The organism is Acidihalobacter sp., assembly GCF_037381185.1.
Lineage (GTDB): Bacteria > Pseudomonadota > Gammaproteobacteria > DSM-5130 > Acidihalobacteraceae > Acidihalobacter_A.
Map to the genome: position 1 here is coordinate 35,097 of NZ_JARRQY010000001.1, position 14,959 is coordinate 50,055.

Below are 14,959 nucleotides of genomic sequence, written 5' to 3' on the forward strand. Positions count from 1 at the left end.
GGGGAGACGAACCATGCGCCATATCATCTCCATCCTGATGGAAAACGAAGCCGGTGCGCTGTCGCGCGTTTCGGGCCTGTTCTCCGCCCGCGGCTACAACATCGAGTCCCTGACCGTCGCGCCGACCAATGATCCGACGCTTTCGCGCATGACCTTGGTGACGCGCGGCAACGAAGCCATCATCGAGCAGATCGTCAAGCAGCTGAACAAGCTGATCGACGTGGTCAAGCTGATGGAGCTTGTCGAGTACCCCTACATCGAGCGCGAGATGATGCTGATCAAGCTGCGCGCGGATGGCGAGGTGCGCGAGGAGGTCAAGCGTCTGTCCGACATCTTCCGTGGGCGGATCATCGACGTCACTTCCGAAATCTATACCATCGAGCTGACCGGTACTGGCGAGAAGCTGGATGCCTTCATGGATGCGGTCGGAGAGGGCCGCATCCTGGAAGTCGTACGCTCCGGTGCCATGGGTATCGCGCGCGGCGAGCGCGTGCTGAAGGTCTGATCGCAGGCCTTTGAATTTTTCATTTGATCAATTAATTAGCGATATATTTCGCGCAATCGACCAACAAGGAGCCTCATGAACGTTTACTACGACAAGGACGCCGATCTTTCCCTGATACAGGGCCGCAAGGTCGCGATCATCGGCTACGGCTCGCAGGGCCATGCCCATGCCAACAACCTGAAGGAGTCCGGTGTCGACGTCGTGGTCGGCCTGCGCGAGGGTTCCGCGTCCGCCGCCAAGGCCAAGGCCGCCGATCTGGCCGTGGCCTCCGTGGCCGATGCGGTCGCCGCCGCGGACGTGGTCATGATCCTGACCCCCGACGAACACCAGGCTGCGCTGTACCGCGAGCAGATCGCGCCCAACATCAAGCAGGGTGCGGCGCTGGCCTTCGCGCACGGCTTCAACATCCATTTCGAGCAGATCGTGCCGCGCGCCGATCTCGACGTGATAATGATCGCGCCCAAGGGCCCGGGCCATCTGGTGCGCTCGACCTACACCCAGGGCGGCGGCGTGCCGTCGCTGATCGCGGTGTATCAGAACTCCAGCGAGCAGGCTCGCGACATCGCGCTGTCCTATGCCTCGGCCATCGGCGGCGCGCGCGCCGGCGTCATCGAGACCTCCTTCCGCGAAGAGACCGAAACCGATCTGTTCGGTGAGCAGGCCGTGCTGTGCGGCGGCACCACCGCGCTGGTGCAGGCCGGCTTCGAGACCCTGGTCGAGGCGGGTTACGCGCCGGAGATGGCTTACTTCGAGTGTCTGCACGAATTGAAGCTGATCGTCGACCTGATGTACGAGGGCGGCATCGCCAACATGCGTTACTCGATCTCCAACACCGCCGAGTACGGCGATCTGACCCGCGGTCCGCGCGTCGTGACCGACGAGACCAAGGATGAGATGCGCCGCATTCTCAAGGAGATCCAGAACGGCGAGTTCGCCCGCGAGTTCATTCTCGAGAACCAGTCCGGCGCAGCCACGCTGAAGGCCAAGCGCCGCCTGGGCTTCGAGCACGAGATCGAGGCTGTCGGTGAGCGTCTGCGTTCCATGATGCCGTGGATCGCGGCGAACAAGATCGTCGACAAGTCGAAGAACTGATCGACCTTGCGGCTGCGGTCGGCATTGCCGTCCGCGGCCGTCGTTCGTTCGAGAGTCGTATGCCGATTGCGCGGGAAGGACGCTGGCCACTGACCCTGGTGGTGGTTGCCGGCTTGATCATCGGTATCGCGGTCGATTGGCCGTCGACCTGGGCCGTCTGGGGGCTGGCGATCCTGCTGGCTTTCGTTTTCCGCCAGCCCGCGCGTGCGGTCGATGCGTCCCCGCTGGCGGTGCTCAGTCCCGTGGACGGGCGGGTGGAGGCCGTCGAGGAAGGGCGCGATCCCTTCACGGAACGACCGGCGCTGCGCATCACTTTGCGCCAGAGCCTGTCCGGCCCTTACGTCGTGTACGCTCCGACCGAGGGCAAGCTGCAGCGCTTGCGTGGTTCCTCCCGCGCCGTCGCGCTGCTGATACAAACGGACGAAGGCGACGATCTCACGCTGGAGGTCGGGTATGGGCGCCTCATACGCTATTTGCACTGCGGAGTGTCCGCTGGTGAGCGGACACGCCAAGGCGGGGTGTGCGGCTTCGCCGGATTCGGCCAGCGCCTGCATCTCTACCTGTCGCCGGATGTGCGCCTCGAGGTCGAGCCTGGAGTCCGCTTGCGCGCCGGCCAACCGCTGGCCAAACTGGCGCGCCATACGGGCTGACGGCGGCTTTTTTCACTAGAATGTGCATCTGTCGTGCTCGGCGCGACGTGCTGTCTGATCCCTGCGCGAGAGAGGTCTTATCCGTGTCGCAAGAGCCTGAACAAGCGGGCCAAGCCAAGCAACGCCGCGGCATTTATCTGCTGCCCAATCTGTTTACCACCGGCGCCCTGTTCGGCGGTTTCTACGCCATCGTGACGGCCATGCACGGCCGCTATACCGTGGCGGCGATCTCAGTGTTCATCGCCATGGTGCTGGACGGCCTCGACGGGCGCGTCGCGCGCATGACCAATACACAAAGCGCATTCGGCGGCGAATACGACAGCCTGTCGGACATGGTCTCCTTCGGCCTGGCGCCGGCGCTGGTGATGTACCAGTGGTCGCTGGTCCACCTGCACAGCCTGGGCTGGTTCGCCGCCAAGGCCAGCTGGCTGGTGGCGTTTTTCTACGCCGCGGCCGGCGCGCTGCGCCTGGCGCGCTTCAATACCCAGATCGGCATTGCCGACAAGCGTTACTTCCAGGGCCTGCCGATCCCGACCGCCGCGGCGGTGATGATGGGCTCGGTATGGGTGGCGCAGCAGTTCGAGCTGTCGGGCGAATCCTTGATGTATCCGGCTTTGGTGCTGACGCTGCTCACCGGCGGGCTGATGGTGAGCAACATCAGCTACTACAGCTTCAAGGATGTCGATCTGCGCAAGCGGGTGCCGTTCATCGCCGTGTTGCTGATGCTGGGCTTGTTCGTGCTGGTGGCCTTGTGGCCCGCTATCGTGCTGTACACCCTGTTCAGCCTGTACACCTTGTCCGGTCCGGTCCTCAGCGTCTGGCGGCGCTGGCGCAAGCGCCGCCGTCAGGCGGCCGTTTGACGCGCAGGAACTGACTTGTTTCGCCCGGAGGAAGCATGAGCCCCCAACCGTTGATCATTTTCGACACCACGCTGCGCGACGGCGAACAAAGCCCCGGCGCTTCCATGACGCGGGACGAGAAGGTGCGCATCGCCAAGGTACTCGAGCGCATGCGCGTGGACGTAATCGAGGCGGGTTTCCCGGCCGCCAGTCCGGACGATTTCGAATCCGTGCGCGCCGTGGCGCAGACGGTACGCGACAGTCGAGTGTGCGGACTCGCCCGGGCTCTGGAGAAGGACATAGAGCGTGCCGGCGAGGCGCTCAAAGAAGCGGCCGCGCCGCGTATCCATACCTTCATCGCCACTTCGCCGATCCACATGCAGCACAAGCTGCGCATGGAGCCGGAGCAGGTGGTCGAGCAGGCGATCAAGGCCGTCAGGCATGCGCGCCGCTTCGCAGACGATGTGGAGTTTTCGGCTGAAGACGCTGGACGTTCCGAAACGGATTTCCTGTGCCGCATCATCGAGGCGGCCATCGAGGCGGGCGCCTCCACCATCAACATCCCGGACACGGTTGGCTACAACGTACCCGAGCAGTTCGGCCAATTGATCGAAACGCTGCTGACGCGGATCCCGAATGCCGACAAGGCGGTGTTCTCGGTGCATTGCCACAACGATCTCGGTCTGGCGGTGGCCAACTCTCTGTCTGCGGTGCAGCACGGAGCGCGGCAGGTGGAGTGCACCATCAACGGCCTCGGCGAGCGCGCGGGCAATGCCTCGCTGGAAGAGGTGGTGATGACCGTGCGCACGCGCCGCGACGTGTTCGCCTGCGACACGCGCATCGATGCCACCCAGATCGTACCGGCATCGCGTCTGGTGTCCACCATCACCGGTTTCCCGGTGCAGCCGAACAAGGCCATCGTGGGTGCCAACGCCTTCGCGCACGAGTCCGGTATCCATCAGGACGGGGTGCTCAAGTCGCGTGAAACCTACGAGATCATGCGCGCCGAAGATGTTGGCTGGAGTGCCAATCGCATCGTTCTCGGCAAGCATTCGGGGCGCAACGCACTGCGTACCCGGCTCAAGGAACTGGGCATCGAGTTCGCATCCGAGGAAGAACTCAACACCGCATTCGCACGCTTCAAGGACTTGGCCGACAAGAAGCACGAGGTTTTCGACGAGGATCTGCAGGCGCTGGTGTCCGAGGCCGGGGCGGCGGAGCACGAACGTCATGCGCTGGTGTCGATGCGGGTGTGTTCGGAGACAGGTGAAACTCCGGTAGCGGCGATTACCCTGTCCATCGAGGGCGTCGAGCACCGGGCCGAGGCGGCAGGCAGCGGGCCGGTGGATGCGACCTTCAGTGCGATCGAGTCCATTGTCGATAGCGGTGCGGAACTCAAGCTGTACTCGGTCAACGCCATCACCAGCGGCACCGACGCGCAGGGCGAGGTCACCGTACGCCTGGAGAAAGAGGGGCGGATCGTCAACGGGCAGGGCGCCGATACGGATATCGTGATCGCCTCGGCCCGGGCCTACCTCAGCGCATTGGACAAACTGTCTACCGACACGCGGCGTGCGCATCCGCAACTGGGTGATGTGTGATATCGCACAGCCGGGCTGCGCTGCATATAACCTTTTTATTGTTAATGGAAGTTGTCGCTCCTGGGCGACGGATTTTGCGCTAGATCAATAAAACGGTTCTTAGCACTTAGTGCTTCATCGCCTCGTCTTTATATTAGAGATTCATGAAAATCTAATATAATTAGCGAGGTGGTGGAGCTATGACCTGGCAGTTCCCGAAGATGACTCGCCGCTCCTTTCTCAAGGGGACAGGCGCTAGCGCGTTCGGTGTCACGCTATATCGGCCTGAATGGATCAAGCTTCCTGGTCCCACCAAGGACGAAACAGCCGATTGGGGGCAAACATGGAAAACGCGTGAAGCGTATTCCATTTGCAACTACTGCTCCTCTTTCTGCTCGGTGCGGGCGACGATAGAAGAGCGCAACGGCTATGAGCGCATCGTCAAGCTCGGCGGCAATCCGCGCTCGACCCTCAATGGCGACAAGCTGTGCGCGCGCGGTCAGTCGGGTTTCCGTCAGGTCTACAGCGTCGACCGCATCAAGGGCCCGATGATTCGTGTTCCGGGTTCCAAGCGCGGCGAGTGGGCGTTCCGCAGTGCGAGCTGGGAAGAGGCCTACGCCTACATCGCGAGCAAGGCCAAGGCCATCAAGCCTTACGAATGGACTGTTTACGGCGGCTGGTCCACCTGCTCCTTCTACATCCCCGAAACCTTCACCTTCACGCTCGCCAACGAAATCCCCAACCTCATCACCTCGCCGACGCAGAACTGTGTATTCAACGGCCACCTGGGCACGAATTCGCTCACCGGCAACTACGTCGTGCATGGTGAGGTGATCGAAGACTACGGCAACTCCGACTACATCATCGCCTGCATCGGCAACGCTTCCATCGGCGGCGTGTCCACCTGCCGTGCGGTGCGTTTCGCCGAAGCCAAGGAAAAACGCACCAAGGTGATCGTACTCGATCCGCGCGCTTCGGAAACCGCGAGCAAGGCCGACGAGTGGCTGCAGGTGCGCCCCGGCAGCGACCTGGCCTTCATGCTGGCGATGCTGCGCGAATTGATGCAGGGCGGGCACTACCACGACACCTTCGTGCGCGTGCACAGCAATCTGCCCTTCCTGTGCTATCGCGATGAGCACAACGCTTGGCAACTCTACCGCTCGGCCAACGGCGAGCCGGCGGTTCTGGATGCCGCCAGCGGGCAGCTGTGCTTCCTGCCGGCCTTTTCCAACAGGAACGATGCCGACGTTGCCGGGCAGGCCGTGAATCCCGCCTTGCAGGCCCCGGCCGGGTTCGCTCAGGACGGCAAGGCGCTGGTTACCGTGTTCCAGGCCCAGCTCGCGGGGCTGGAATCCTACACGCCGGAGTGGGCGGAGAAGATCACCAGCATTCCGGCGGCCACGATCCGGCGCATCTCCGCCGAGTTCGGCGCGGCCAAGCAGCCGCTTCTGCAGCCGGGCTGGTCCGGCGCACGCTACGGCAACATGCAGATGCTGCGGCGCACGCAGGCGCTGATCCAGGGGCTCGTCGGCGGCATCGACCGCGCCGGCGGCTGGCTGTTCGGCGCGGAATGGCGCAATCAGGTCGCCTACATGCAGAACCATATTGGCAAGCCTGGTTTCCCGCCCATGGGCCGTGCCGGTATGCCGTTCGTCGAGTGGACCGCTAAGCGGTTCGGTGACCCGAACAATTTCAGCCACGGTTTCCCCGCCTGGTCGGTCGTGCATCGCGACAGTATCGAAAAGCTCAGCGCTCATTGGGCGGCAATGCCGACGTCCACGGACGTGGGCTTTCTGCCCGCGGTCAAGGGCGAGTTGAAGTATAAGGGCAAGCCGTATCAGGCCAAGGCCATACTGCTAAACGGCACCAACCCGATGCGCGATGCGCGCGAGAAAGTGTGGAAGGACGCGCTGTCCGATCCGGCGCTCGAACTGGTAGTGGTGATGGACGTCATGGCCTCGGACACAGGGGCCTACGCCGATGTCATCCTGCCCGAGAGCAGCTATCTGGAGCGCGATGAGCCGTCCATCTACGGCAACGGCGTCAATCCCGACGATATGCTCATCACGCGCAACAAGGCGATCGAACCGCTGTTCGATACGCAGACGCTGCCGGACGTATTCCTGAAATTGACCGGTGTTCTCAGCGGCGACGAGCACAACTATCCGCGCGCGCTCGAACGCTTTACCGGCCTGCCGGCCGACCGCCTCATCGCGCTTACGGAGAAATTCCGTGCGCAGAAGGTGCGCGATCCCTTCAATCAGGCGCTGCGCCAGGTGCGGTTCGAAGGCAAGGCGGAGGAACTGCACGTCGCGCCGGATCATCTGGAGAAGGTGCTGCGCGAGCAGGGCGTCTATCCTGTCGCACAGGCTCAGGAGCTGTTGGATAAAGGCGGAATGCCGTGGAAGCGGCCCTTGCCGACGCCGAGCGGACGAGCAGAGTTCTTCAGTACGCTGTACGGCGATATGCGCGACACGTTCGGCTTGTACGACAACCCCTTCTTCGACGTGCTGGCGACCTACATCCCGCCGCGGGAGCGCGCGAACAAGGCGGTCGATGCGCCGCTGGAAGATGACGAGTTCTTCTTCACTTTCGGCATGGTGCCGACGGTATCGCATTGTTCGCCGAACAACGATTTCCTGCCGTTGGTCGGCATCAATGCTTTCCGTGGCGACGTCTATCACGGCGTATGGATGCATCCCGATCGGGCCAAGCATCTGGGCATCCGTCAGGGACAGAAAATCGAGCTGCGCAATGTCGTTTCCGGCGAGCGCACCGAGGCGAGTGCGTATCTGACGCACCTGACGCGCGAAGACACGCTGTTCATGTACAGCGGCTTCGGCGCCAAGACCCCGGCGTTGCGTTACGCAAGCGGCGTGGGTACGGCCCTGAACCGAATCACGGGCGATCTGACCGAGCCGGTCAGCGGAGGAACCAGTAATCAGGAATACACCGTGCGCGTGCGCGCATTGTGAGGAGCGATTGATGGCACATTATGCGATGGTGATAAACGTCGATACCTGTGTGGGCTGCAATGCCTGCATGGCCGCCTGCTCGCAGGCCAATCAGACGCCTGTGTGGGATTCGAGCAAGTTCCGCACCTACGTACATGACGAGGAGTTCAAGAAGGACGGACGCTGGGTGCGGCAGTTCTTTCCACGGTTGTGCAATCAGTGCGACAACCCGCCCTGCGTGACGGTGTGTCCGACCGGGGCCACCTGGAAGGAGCCGAGTGGTCCGGTGCGCGTGAATCCGGACGTCTGCATGGGTTGCGAGGCCTGCGCCATGGCCTGTCCGTACGATGCCCGCTATCCGATCGACCGCGAGGACGTCGAGCAGGCAAAGGCCTATTACGGTGAGGAGTTCCTCAAGCGCACGCATCCGGCGGTGGACAAGTGCGACTTCTGTTGGGATCGCCTGCAGCAGGGGCTGGAACCGGCATGCGTCGAAACCTGCGTGGCACATTCGCGCATTTTCGGTGATCTGGACAAACCGGACGACCTCGTCACGAAGATCGTCGCCAGCGGCAAGGCCAAGACCCTGTTGCCGGAGCTTGGCACCGGGCCCAACGTCTACTACGTCGACAAGCTTCCGGAGGGGCTGGCCAATGAATGAGACGCTGCATTTGCTCGGTACGGTTACCACGCAGAATCGTTGGGCCGGATTGGTGATCTGGTATCTGTTCCTCGGCGGCCTTGGAGCGGCGCTGGTCGCTATCTCCATTTTCAGTCACCGCTATTACAAGGCTTCGGCACGTCTCACGCTGTGGGGCGTCATCTCCGGTGAAGTCGGCCTGGCCGTCGGTTCGTTACTGCTGCTGTTCCATCTGCTCGATCCATCCCATGCATGGCGCGTTCTGCTGCCGTGGAACGTGTTTCTGAATCCTACGGCCTGGATCACCTGGGGCACGCAGTTTCTGATATGGGCCATGGTGTTCGGACTGTTGTATATCTGGCCGATACTGCGGGAACCGAAAGCTGGGGGGCGAGAGCACCGTGTCGCGGAAATTTGCCGGCGTTTCGCCGGACCTTTGGCGTGGCTGACCATCGTCATGTCGATCGCCGTAGCGGTTTACACCGGTTTGCTGCTGCGTTCCTTTCCGGCCGTGGCGCTGTGGCATAATCCGGTCATTCCCATGTTGTTCACGGTGTCTGCGCTGTCGACCGGTTTGGCCTACCTGCTGTTGGTCCAATATGCCGTGTTGCGCGAACATGGACCGCTCGCCCGAGCCTACGAGCGCTTCGATATCCTGCTCATCGTCATTGAAATGATCCTGATCGGTTTCCTGCTCTACGGGGTGCTGCCGGGAAGCGGGTCGGGCCGCGCGAGCGCCGAGCTGCTGATGGGCAATATGGGGTGGGTCGTAGGCTTCCTGGTGCTCGGCCTGCTGGTGCCCTTGCTGCTTGAAATCAAGGGTAGTCTGCGGGCTTGGAACTCGCCCGCTCCGGTGATGCTGGCTGCGGTGCTGGTACTGATCGGTGGCTATTTGCTGCGCCATTACTTCCTCACTGCCGGTGTTTATTACTTCCCATGGACCAATGCGCACCATCTCGGTGTGCTCGGTTCGGATGTCGTGACGCATGTCCTGCACTGAGGAAATGGAGTTCCAGACGGCCGCAGTGGAGCTGCGGTTCTGTGCGGCCTGTCTGGCGGAGCCCTCTGCAGAGGCGTTGGAGGGCCTGGCGGAGGCCGAGGCCTGGCAACACTGGCTTGTCGAACCGCTGGTCGAATTGAAGGCGATGGATCTGGAGGTTTGGCAGGGCGAGCACGCGCGACTCTTCGTGGCGCCTGGGCTGGCGCCGCCATTTGCGTCCGCCCACCGCGAAGGAATGCTCAACGGCGCCGCTGCGAGTGCCGCCGAGGCGTACTATGTGCAGCAGGGCTTCGTGCTCAGCCCGGGCTTGCCGGGGGACTATCTCGGCAGCCTGCTCGAGTGCGAGGCGTGGCTGCTCGAAGGCGGGCGGTACCAGGATGCGGCCGCATTCCGGCAGACGTTGCTTGCCGACTGGCTGCCGCGGTTCAACGAGCAGCTGCAGAAACAGGCCCGTTTGCAGTTCTACCGCAAGCTCGGGGAACGTCTCGTCAACCTGCATGGCGCGTTGGCGCCGCCTGAAACAGGGCGGACCGGCGCGGCAGCGCACTGAGTTTCGATCAGTCATGAAAGTCGCCGTCGCCAGCCAGAATCGCCGGGAAGTGACCGGACATGCCGGTCGCTGCCGCAGGTTTTGGGTATATTCGACCGAGAATGGAGAAATTCTCGGACGTGAGATGCTGGATTTGCCCAAAGAGCAATCATTCCATGAGCACGACGTGCGTGCGCCCCATCCCCTCGACGGAGTGCGTGTACTGATTACCGGCGGGATGGGGGCGGGGCTCGTGCGCAAGCTGGAAGCACGAAGCATTGAAGCGGTCGCCACGTCGGAGCGCGATCCCGATCAGGCGGTTTCCGCGTGGCTGGACGGTACGCTCGAGCGACTTCCCGCGGAGGAGTCGCACGATCACGCCGGCGAACACGGGCACACGACATGAGCACACAAGCCGACGCGGTTTGGCAGTTGCCGCCCGGGGAAACGGCGGAAGGGCGTCTCGACGCTCTCCTCGCCGCACTGCGCGGCTTTGGCGACACGGAATTGGCGGGACGTTCCTTCTGCAATTCGAATGTCGGCTATGCCTGGCGCGGCCGGGCGGAGCAGGACGGCTGGGACAGCGCCTACGTCCTCATGCCCTGGATGCTGGCACGGGTATATCTTCCGCTGAATGCGCCGCCAGTCGAGTTGCCGGTCGATTGGAGTGCGCCGGCTCGCGCCGGTCAGCCGGTCCAGCTGATCGGGCCGGCGCTGGATGTCGCCGTCGGCGAAGAACTGCATCGTCTTCATCTGCAATGGCTGGAAGGTTATGGCCATTTTCTGCTCCAGCCCCTGGTGCAGAATCTCGCGCGCTATCCCGATGCCGCTGCCGTATGGGGGGCGTGGGACGGCGTGTTGGCTGCCCGAGACCGTCATCGCCAGGAACGGCTTGCCGAAATGCATCGGCAGCAGGCGGCTGTGAGCCGACGGGACTTTTTGCGCCGGGTGGTAGGTGCCTCCTGAACCGTCTGCTTAGCTGCCTCGGGAGTGAGCACGGAATCCCGGGTCGAGCAGGTGGTCCGCCGGGGCGTTCCCGTTTTCTGTTTGTCGACTCGGATTGAAGCCTCGGGGCGTCTTGTACGTCGTCCAGAGCGTTTGCTGCTTCGGTAAAGCCTGTTCCTGCAAGAACGTGACGAGACGTTACAATTGCCATGCGTGCGCAACGTGAAAACGCGAATGGCGGGGACGACGTGAACGGAACGAGAGAGCGGTATTTGGAGGCAATGGGCATCCAGGCATGGGAGCGCCGTGTCGATCTGCCTGGTCTGCGGCCGGAATCGGCTCAGGTTCCTGACATGCCCCAAGCCGAACCGCCACCTGTCGTTGCGGAAGCTCAACCCCCTGTTTCGCCGCCAGAGCCTCGCTTGCCGGAAAGTGCCGAGACGAGGTCTGTCGCCTCGCTCGACTGGTCGGAGTTAAAGGCCAGGGTGGCGGAATGTACGCTCTGCGAGCTGCACGCGGGACGCACTCAAACGGTTTTTGGGGTCGGCGCGCACGATGCGGACTGGATGATCATCGGCGAGGGTCCCGGCGCGGAGGAGGATCGGCAGGGGGAGCCGTTCGTGGGCCGCGCGGGGAAACTGCTCAACAACATGCTGCGGGCCCTGGGGCTGAGGCGTGAAGCGGTATATATCGCGAACATCGTGAAATGTCGCCCGCCCGGCAATCGGGATCCGAAGCCGGAGGAGGCCGCGGCCTGCAGGCCGTACCTGGAACGTCAGATTGCTTTGGTAAAGCCGCGCCTGATTTTGGCGGTGGGGCGTATTGCGGCGCAGAACCTGCTGGATACCGATGTGGCGGTGGGCAAATTGCGTGGTCGTGCGCACCGCTATGGCGATGCGGGAATCCCCTTGGTGGTGACCTATCATCCGGCCTATCTATTGCGCAGCCCCGAGCAGAAGGCGCGCGCCTGGGACGATCTATGTCTGGCGCGGGCACTGCTGGAGGAGGAAGCATGAGCGCGCGTCCCAGGCCGGAGGCGAAGCGGGTGCGCGAACTGCATGTCGAGGACCTCGAGTTCCTGATGTCCATCGAGGTGCGCGCCTATCCCTATCCTTGGACCGAGGGCATTTTCCGCGATTGTCTGCGCTCGGGCTATGGTTGCTGGGCGTTGACTCTGGACGAGATTCTGAACGGTTACGCGGTGACGTCCGTGGCGGTGGGCGAGTGCCATATCCTGAATCTCACCGTGGCACCCGAATCGCAGGGACAGGGACTTGGACGCTATCTGTTGCGCAACGTGCTGCAGCGTGCGGAGCAGGCCGGGGCCGATACGGCGTTTCTGGAAGTGCGGCCATCGAATGCGTCGGCGCGGCATCTGTACGATACCGAAGGGTTCAATGAGGTGGGTATTCGGCGGCACTACTATCCGGCGGATGGGGGTAAACGGGAGGATGCCTTGGTGATGGCCAAGGCGCTTTAGGCGAGACGTTCCAGGGCTTGAGGAATCGTTGGCTTTGCTCGACAGCTAGGCTATTAGCGCACGTTTGGGGATCTTTTCGGGGCGTTTCTGGTTGTGAAGTGAGGTATGCAGTGACCTACTCGCTCACCGTGGTGGCAACTGACTGCCTAGAGTTCCTACCGCATAAGCTAATTGGAGCCTGGCCATCAGCCAGTCGGTCAACGCTTGAGTCTTTTGGCGTCGAGAGTTTGCGAGAGAGGTCTGGTCTTGTATAGATGCAACCCCGTTTCGGTATCTTTTCTGCGCTGCTGACAGCGCAGCCTGTGCTGTAATTCTCGACCATTCGGCTATCTTGAAGTTCGGCGGTAGCGGTACGATACTGTTCGTAGGCAGCCCAGACGTTTCGTATGATCTTCCGGCGCGTATCATCCAGAGTCGCAGTTTCCTGGGTAGCATGGTCTCGTGCTTCTTGCACTTTCCAGGCATGATCGAATCCGTCGAACAACGGTATGTTGATCCTTGTTGCGATCGTATTGCTATTCGTTTCGCTTGCCAGATTGTTCATGCCCAGACCGGGACTGACAGGCTGGCTATCATGGCTATAGGTCCAACTCAAACTGACCGTTGGCAAGCCTCGATCCTTGGTTGTACTGATGTTGGCCATTGCAGCCAGGCGCGCCCCAGCATCGATTTCTACACGTTTGACCCATTCCAGCAAGGTCTGGGGCACACAGCCGATCTTCGGGACGATCGACTCCACCTTGGCCCACAGCGACGGATACTCCTCGCGATGCTCCTGGAGCATGCGAACCGCACGCTCACGCACTTCCGGGGAAAACTTGTTCGACTCTCTCAAGTGTTGGAGCCTCCGCAAAACCCCGGGGTGGTTCAATAACGCGACGTCAAGGAAAGGCTTGGGCGCATCACCGAGTCGGATTGAATCCCAAAACTTCAAATGGCGCCCGAAACGAACTGCCTACAGTTGAATGATTGGAGTTTGTGCGGGATCGAAACCAACTCCAATTCCCAAGCGCAATCCCGGTTCCAAACGTTCTGTTGCGCCAAGTCATCCAGCAGCTTAGCGAGTAAGTCAGCGTCAGCGCATCCAATTGAGTTACAATGGCAAATTTTCAATCCGCCTGGCCTAACCATGCCCGAACTCGCTCAGGAGGTCGCCCGCCGGCGCACCTTCGCCATCATCTCGCACCCCGACGCGGGCAAGACCACGATCACCGAAAAGCTTTTGCTGTTCGGCGGCGCGATCCAGCTCGCCGGCTCGGTCAAGGGCCGCAAGGCCGCGCGCCATGCCACCTCCGACTGGATGGAGATGGAAAAACAGCGCGGTATCTCGGTGACTTCATCGGTGATGCAGTTCCCGTACAAGGGACGCATCGTCAACTTGCTGGACACCCCCGGACACGAGGACTTCTCCGAGGATACCTACCGCACGCTGACGGCGGTGGACTCCGCGCTGATGGTGATCGACGCGGCCAAGGGCGTCGAGGAGCGCACCATCAAGCTGATGGAGGTCTGCCGGCTGCGTGACACGCCGATCATGAGCTTCATCAACAAGCTCGACCGAGAGGGCCGTGAGCCCATCGAACTGCTGGACGAGGTCGAGGACGTGCTCAAGATCGAGTGCGCTCCGGTGACCTGGCCGATCGGCATGGGTAAGCGTTTCAAGGGCGTCTACCACTTGGGCACCGACACCGTGCATCTGTATGCGCCGGCACACGGCGGCCGCGTGCAGGAGGGTGAGTTGATCCAGGGGCTGGACAACCCGCGTCTGGATGAAGTGCTCGGAGGGCAGGCGGACGAGCTGCGCGAGGAGATCGAGCTGGTGCAGGGCGCCAGCCACGTGTTCGACTTGGAGGCTTATCTGCGTGGCGAGCAGACGCCGGTGTTCTTCGGTTCGGCGATCAACAACTTCGGCGTTGCCGAGCTGCTGGACGGTTTCGTCGAGTGGGCGCCGGCGCCGCAGCCGCGTGATACCTCGGACCGTGCCGTGGGGCCGCTGGAACAGCCTTTTACAGGCTTCGTGTTCAAGATCCAGGCGAACATGGACCCACAGCATCGCGATCGCATCGCGTTCGTGCGAGTGTGTTCGGGCGAGTTCGAGCGCGGCATGAAGTTACGCCAGGTGCGCATCGGCAAGGACGTCAAGATCAGCGATGCACTGACCTTCATGGCCTCGGACCGTGAGCACGTCGAGCGGGCCTATGCCGGTGACATTATCGGCATCCATAACCATGGCACCATCCGCATCGGTGACACCTTCACCCAGGGCGAGGCGCTGCAGTTCTCTGGGATTCCCAACTTTGCGCCCGAGCTGTTCCGTCGCGCGCAGCTGCGCGATCCGCTGAAGATGAAGGCGCTGTTGAAGGGATTGACCCAGTTGTGCGAAGAGGGGGCTACTCAGTTGTTCCGCCCTCTGGATAACAACGATTTGATCCTGGGCGCGGTCGGCGTGTTGCAGTTCGACGTGGTGGCTCAGCGGTTGCGCGACGAGTACGGAGTGGACTGCGTGTTCGAAGCGGTGAACGTGAATACTGCGCGCTGGGTCAGTTGCTCCGACGAACGTATGTTGCGCGAGTTCCGACAAAAGGCGTCAAGCAATCTGGCGTTGGATCATGGTGGCGACCTGGTCTATATCGCACCGACGCGGGTCAACCTGCAGATGACGCAGGAGCGCTGGCCGGACATCGAGTTCCACGCCACGCGAGAGCACGGCACCGCGCTCTGACGAGCGCGGGCCGCGCGGTTGTA

Annotated in this window: 15 protein-coding genes and 1 pseudogene; 14 read left to right on the forward strand and 2 right to left on the reverse strand. The window is 62.2% G+C overall.

What is annotated here, in order from left to right; genetic code table 11:
- The first annotated feature begins 13 nt into the window (after positions 1–13).
- The 13 genes from ilvN to rimI all read left to right on the forward strand — a co-directional run bounded on the left by ilvN (position 14) and on the right by rimI (position 12,214).
- The gene (gene ilvN, locus P8014_RS00150; RefSeq protein WP_337815274.1) at positions 14–505 is read left to right on the forward strand and encodes an acetolactate synthase small subunit; all 492 of its coding nucleotides are present in this window, start codon (positions 14–16) and stop codon (positions 503–505) included.
- Positions 506–580: 75 nt separating this feature from the next.
- Positions 581–1,597: a ketol-acid reductoisomerase gene (gene ilvC / locus P8014_RS00155; protein WP_337815275.1), complete on the forward strand. Its 1,017-nt coding sequence runs from the start codon at positions 581–583 to the stop codon at positions 1,595–1,597.
- 59 nt (positions 1,598–1,656) lie between these two features.
- Positions 1,657–2,247: a phosphatidylserine decarboxylase gene (locus tag P8014_RS00160; protein WP_337815276.1), complete on the forward strand. Its 591-nt coding sequence runs from the start codon at positions 1,657–1,659 to the stop codon at positions 2,245–2,247.
- A gap of 83 nt (positions 2,248–2,330) precedes the next feature.
- A complete protein-coding gene (pssA, locus tag P8014_RS00165) occupies positions 2,331–3,107 on the forward strand; it encodes a CDP-diacylglycerol--serine O-phosphatidyltransferase (protein WP_337815277.1) in 777 nt (258 codons plus the stop codon).
- Positions 3,108–3,142: 35 nt separating this feature from the next.
- Entirely contained in the window at positions 3,143–4,687 is a 1,545-nt protein-coding gene (locus P8014_RS00170) for a 2-isopropylmalate synthase (protein ID WP_337815278.1), read from the forward strand.
- A gap of 179 nt (positions 4,688–4,866) precedes the next feature.
- Positions 4,867–7,641, forward strand: coding sequence for a molybdopterin-dependent oxidoreductase (locus P8014_RS00175; RefSeq protein ID WP_337815279.1), 2,775 nt, complete (start codon positions 4,867–4,869; stop codon positions 7,639–7,641).
- 10 nt (positions 7,642–7,651) lie between these two features.
- On the forward strand, positions 7,652–8,281 hold the full coding sequence (locus tag P8014_RS00180; protein ID WP_337815280.1) for a 4Fe-4S dicluster domain-containing protein: 630 nt from the start codon (positions 7,652–7,654) through the stop codon (positions 8,279–8,281).
- Complete coding sequence (gene nrfD, locus P8014_RS00185; RefSeq protein WP_337815281.1) at positions 8,274–9,260, forward strand: NrfD/PsrC family molybdoenzyme membrane anchor subunit; 987 nt, start codon at positions 8,274–8,276, stop codon at positions 9,258–9,260. Before P8014_RS00180 ends, nrfD begins: the two co-directional genes overlap by 8 nt.
- Positions 9,247–9,810, forward strand: a complete 564-nt coding sequence (locus P8014_RS00190; RefSeq protein WP_337815282.1) for a molecular chaperone TorD family protein — start codon at positions 9,247–9,249, stop codon at positions 9,808–9,810. Before nrfD ends, P8014_RS00190 begins: the two co-directional genes overlap by 14 nt.
- A gap of 13 nt (positions 9,811–9,823) precedes the next feature.
- On the forward strand, positions 9,824–10,195 hold the full coding sequence (locus P8014_RS00195; RefSeq protein WP_337815283.1) for a NifB/NifX family molybdenum-iron cluster-binding protein: 372 nt from the start codon (positions 9,824–9,826) through the stop codon (positions 10,193–10,195).
- On the forward strand, positions 10,192–10,755 hold the full coding sequence (gene hybE, locus P8014_RS00200; RefSeq protein ID WP_337815284.1) for a [NiFe]-hydrogenase assembly chaperone HybE: 564 nt from the start codon (positions 10,192–10,194) through the stop codon (positions 10,753–10,755). Before P8014_RS00195 ends, hybE begins: the two co-directional genes overlap by 4 nt.
- Before the next feature lie 188 nt (positions 10,756–10,943).
- A complete protein-coding gene (locus P8014_RS00205; RefSeq protein WP_337815285.1) occupies positions 10,944–11,750 on the forward strand; it encodes a uracil-DNA glycosylase in 807 nt (268 codons plus the stop codon).
- The gene (gene rimI, locus P8014_RS00210) at positions 11,747–12,214 is read left to right on the forward strand and encodes a ribosomal protein S18-alanine N-acetyltransferase (protein ID WP_337815286.1); all 468 of its coding nucleotides are present in this window, start codon (positions 11,747–11,749) and stop codon (positions 12,212–12,214) included. Before P8014_RS00205 ends, rimI begins: the two co-directional genes overlap by 4 nt.
- A 115-nt stretch (positions 12,215–12,329) precedes the next feature.
- Here rimI and P8014_RS00215 read toward each other — a convergent pair whose 3' ends face one another.
- The gene (locus tag P8014_RS00215; RefSeq protein ID WP_337815374.1) at positions 12,330–12,857 is read right to left on the reverse strand and encodes a TolC family protein; all 528 of its coding nucleotides are present in this window, start codon (positions 12,855–12,857) and stop codon (positions 12,330–12,332) included.
- A gap of 9 nt (positions 12,858–12,866) precedes the next feature.
- Positions 12,867–13,049: pseudogene (locus tag P8014_RS00220) on the reverse strand (IS3 family transposase); the annotation flags it as partial.
- A 294-nt stretch (positions 13,050–13,343) separates the two neighbouring features.
- On the opposite strand from P8014_RS00220, the gene P8014_RS00225 reads away from it, so the two are divergent.
- Complete coding sequence (locus P8014_RS00225; protein WP_337815287.1) at positions 13,344–14,936, forward strand: peptide chain release factor 3; 1,593 nt, start codon at positions 13,344–13,346, stop codon at positions 14,934–14,936.
- The last annotated feature ends 23 nt before the right edge of the window (positions 14,937–14,959 follow it).

Excerpts from the sequence above, each read along its gene's own strand:
- ilvN (WP_337815274.1), top strand. The coding sequence starts at position 14 with ATGCGCCATATCATCTCCATCCTGATGGAAAACGAAGCCGGTGCGCTG.
- ilvC (WP_337815275.1), top strand. The coding sequence starts at position 581 with ATGAACGTTTACTACGACAAGGACGCCGATCTTTCCCTGATACAGGGC.
- P8014_RS00160 (WP_337815276.1), top strand. The coding sequence starts at position 1,657 with ATGCCGATTGCGCGGGAAGGACGCTGGCCACTGACCCTGGTGGTGGTT.
- P8014_RS00170 (WP_337815278.1), top strand. The coding sequence starts at position 3,143 with ATGAGCCCCCAACCGTTGATCATTTTCGACACCACGCTGCGCGACGGC.
- P8014_RS00175 (WP_337815279.1), top strand. The coding sequence starts at position 4,867 with ATGACCTGGCAGTTCCCGAAGATGACTCGCCGCTCCTTTCTCAAGGGG.
- P8014_RS00180 (WP_337815280.1), top strand. The coding sequence starts at position 7,652 with ATGGCACATTATGCGATGGTGATAAACGTCGATACCTGTGTGGGCTGC.
- nrfD (WP_337815281.1), top strand. The coding sequence starts at position 8,274 with ATGAATGAGACGCTGCATTTGCTCGGTACGGTTACCACGCAGAATCGT.
- P8014_RS00190 (WP_337815282.1), top strand. The coding sequence starts at position 9,247 with ATGTCCTGCACTGAGGAAATGGAGTTCCAGACGGCCGCAGTGGAGCTG.
- P8014_RS00195 (WP_337815283.1), top strand. The coding sequence starts at position 9,824 with ATGAAAGTCGCCGTCGCCAGCCAGAATCGCCGGGAAGTGACCGGACAT.
- hybE (WP_337815284.1), top strand. The coding sequence starts at position 10,192 with ATGAGCACACAAGCCGACGCGGTTTGGCAGTTGCCGCCCGGGGAAACG.
- P8014_RS00205 (WP_337815285.1), top strand. The coding sequence starts at position 10,944 with ATGCGTGCGCAACGTGAAAACGCGAATGGCGGGGACGACGTGAACGGA.
- rimI (WP_337815286.1), top strand. The coding sequence starts at position 11,747 with ATGAGCGCGCGTCCCAGGCCGGAGGCGAAGCGGGTGCGCGAACTGCAT.
- P8014_RS00215 (WP_337815374.1), bottom strand. The coding sequence starts at position 12,857 with ATGGCCAACATCAGTACAACCAAGGATCGAGGCTTGCCAACGGTCAGT.
- P8014_RS00225 (WP_337815287.1), top strand. The coding sequence starts at position 13,344 with ATGCCCGAACTCGCTCAGGAGGTCGCCCGCCGGCGCACCTTCGCCATC.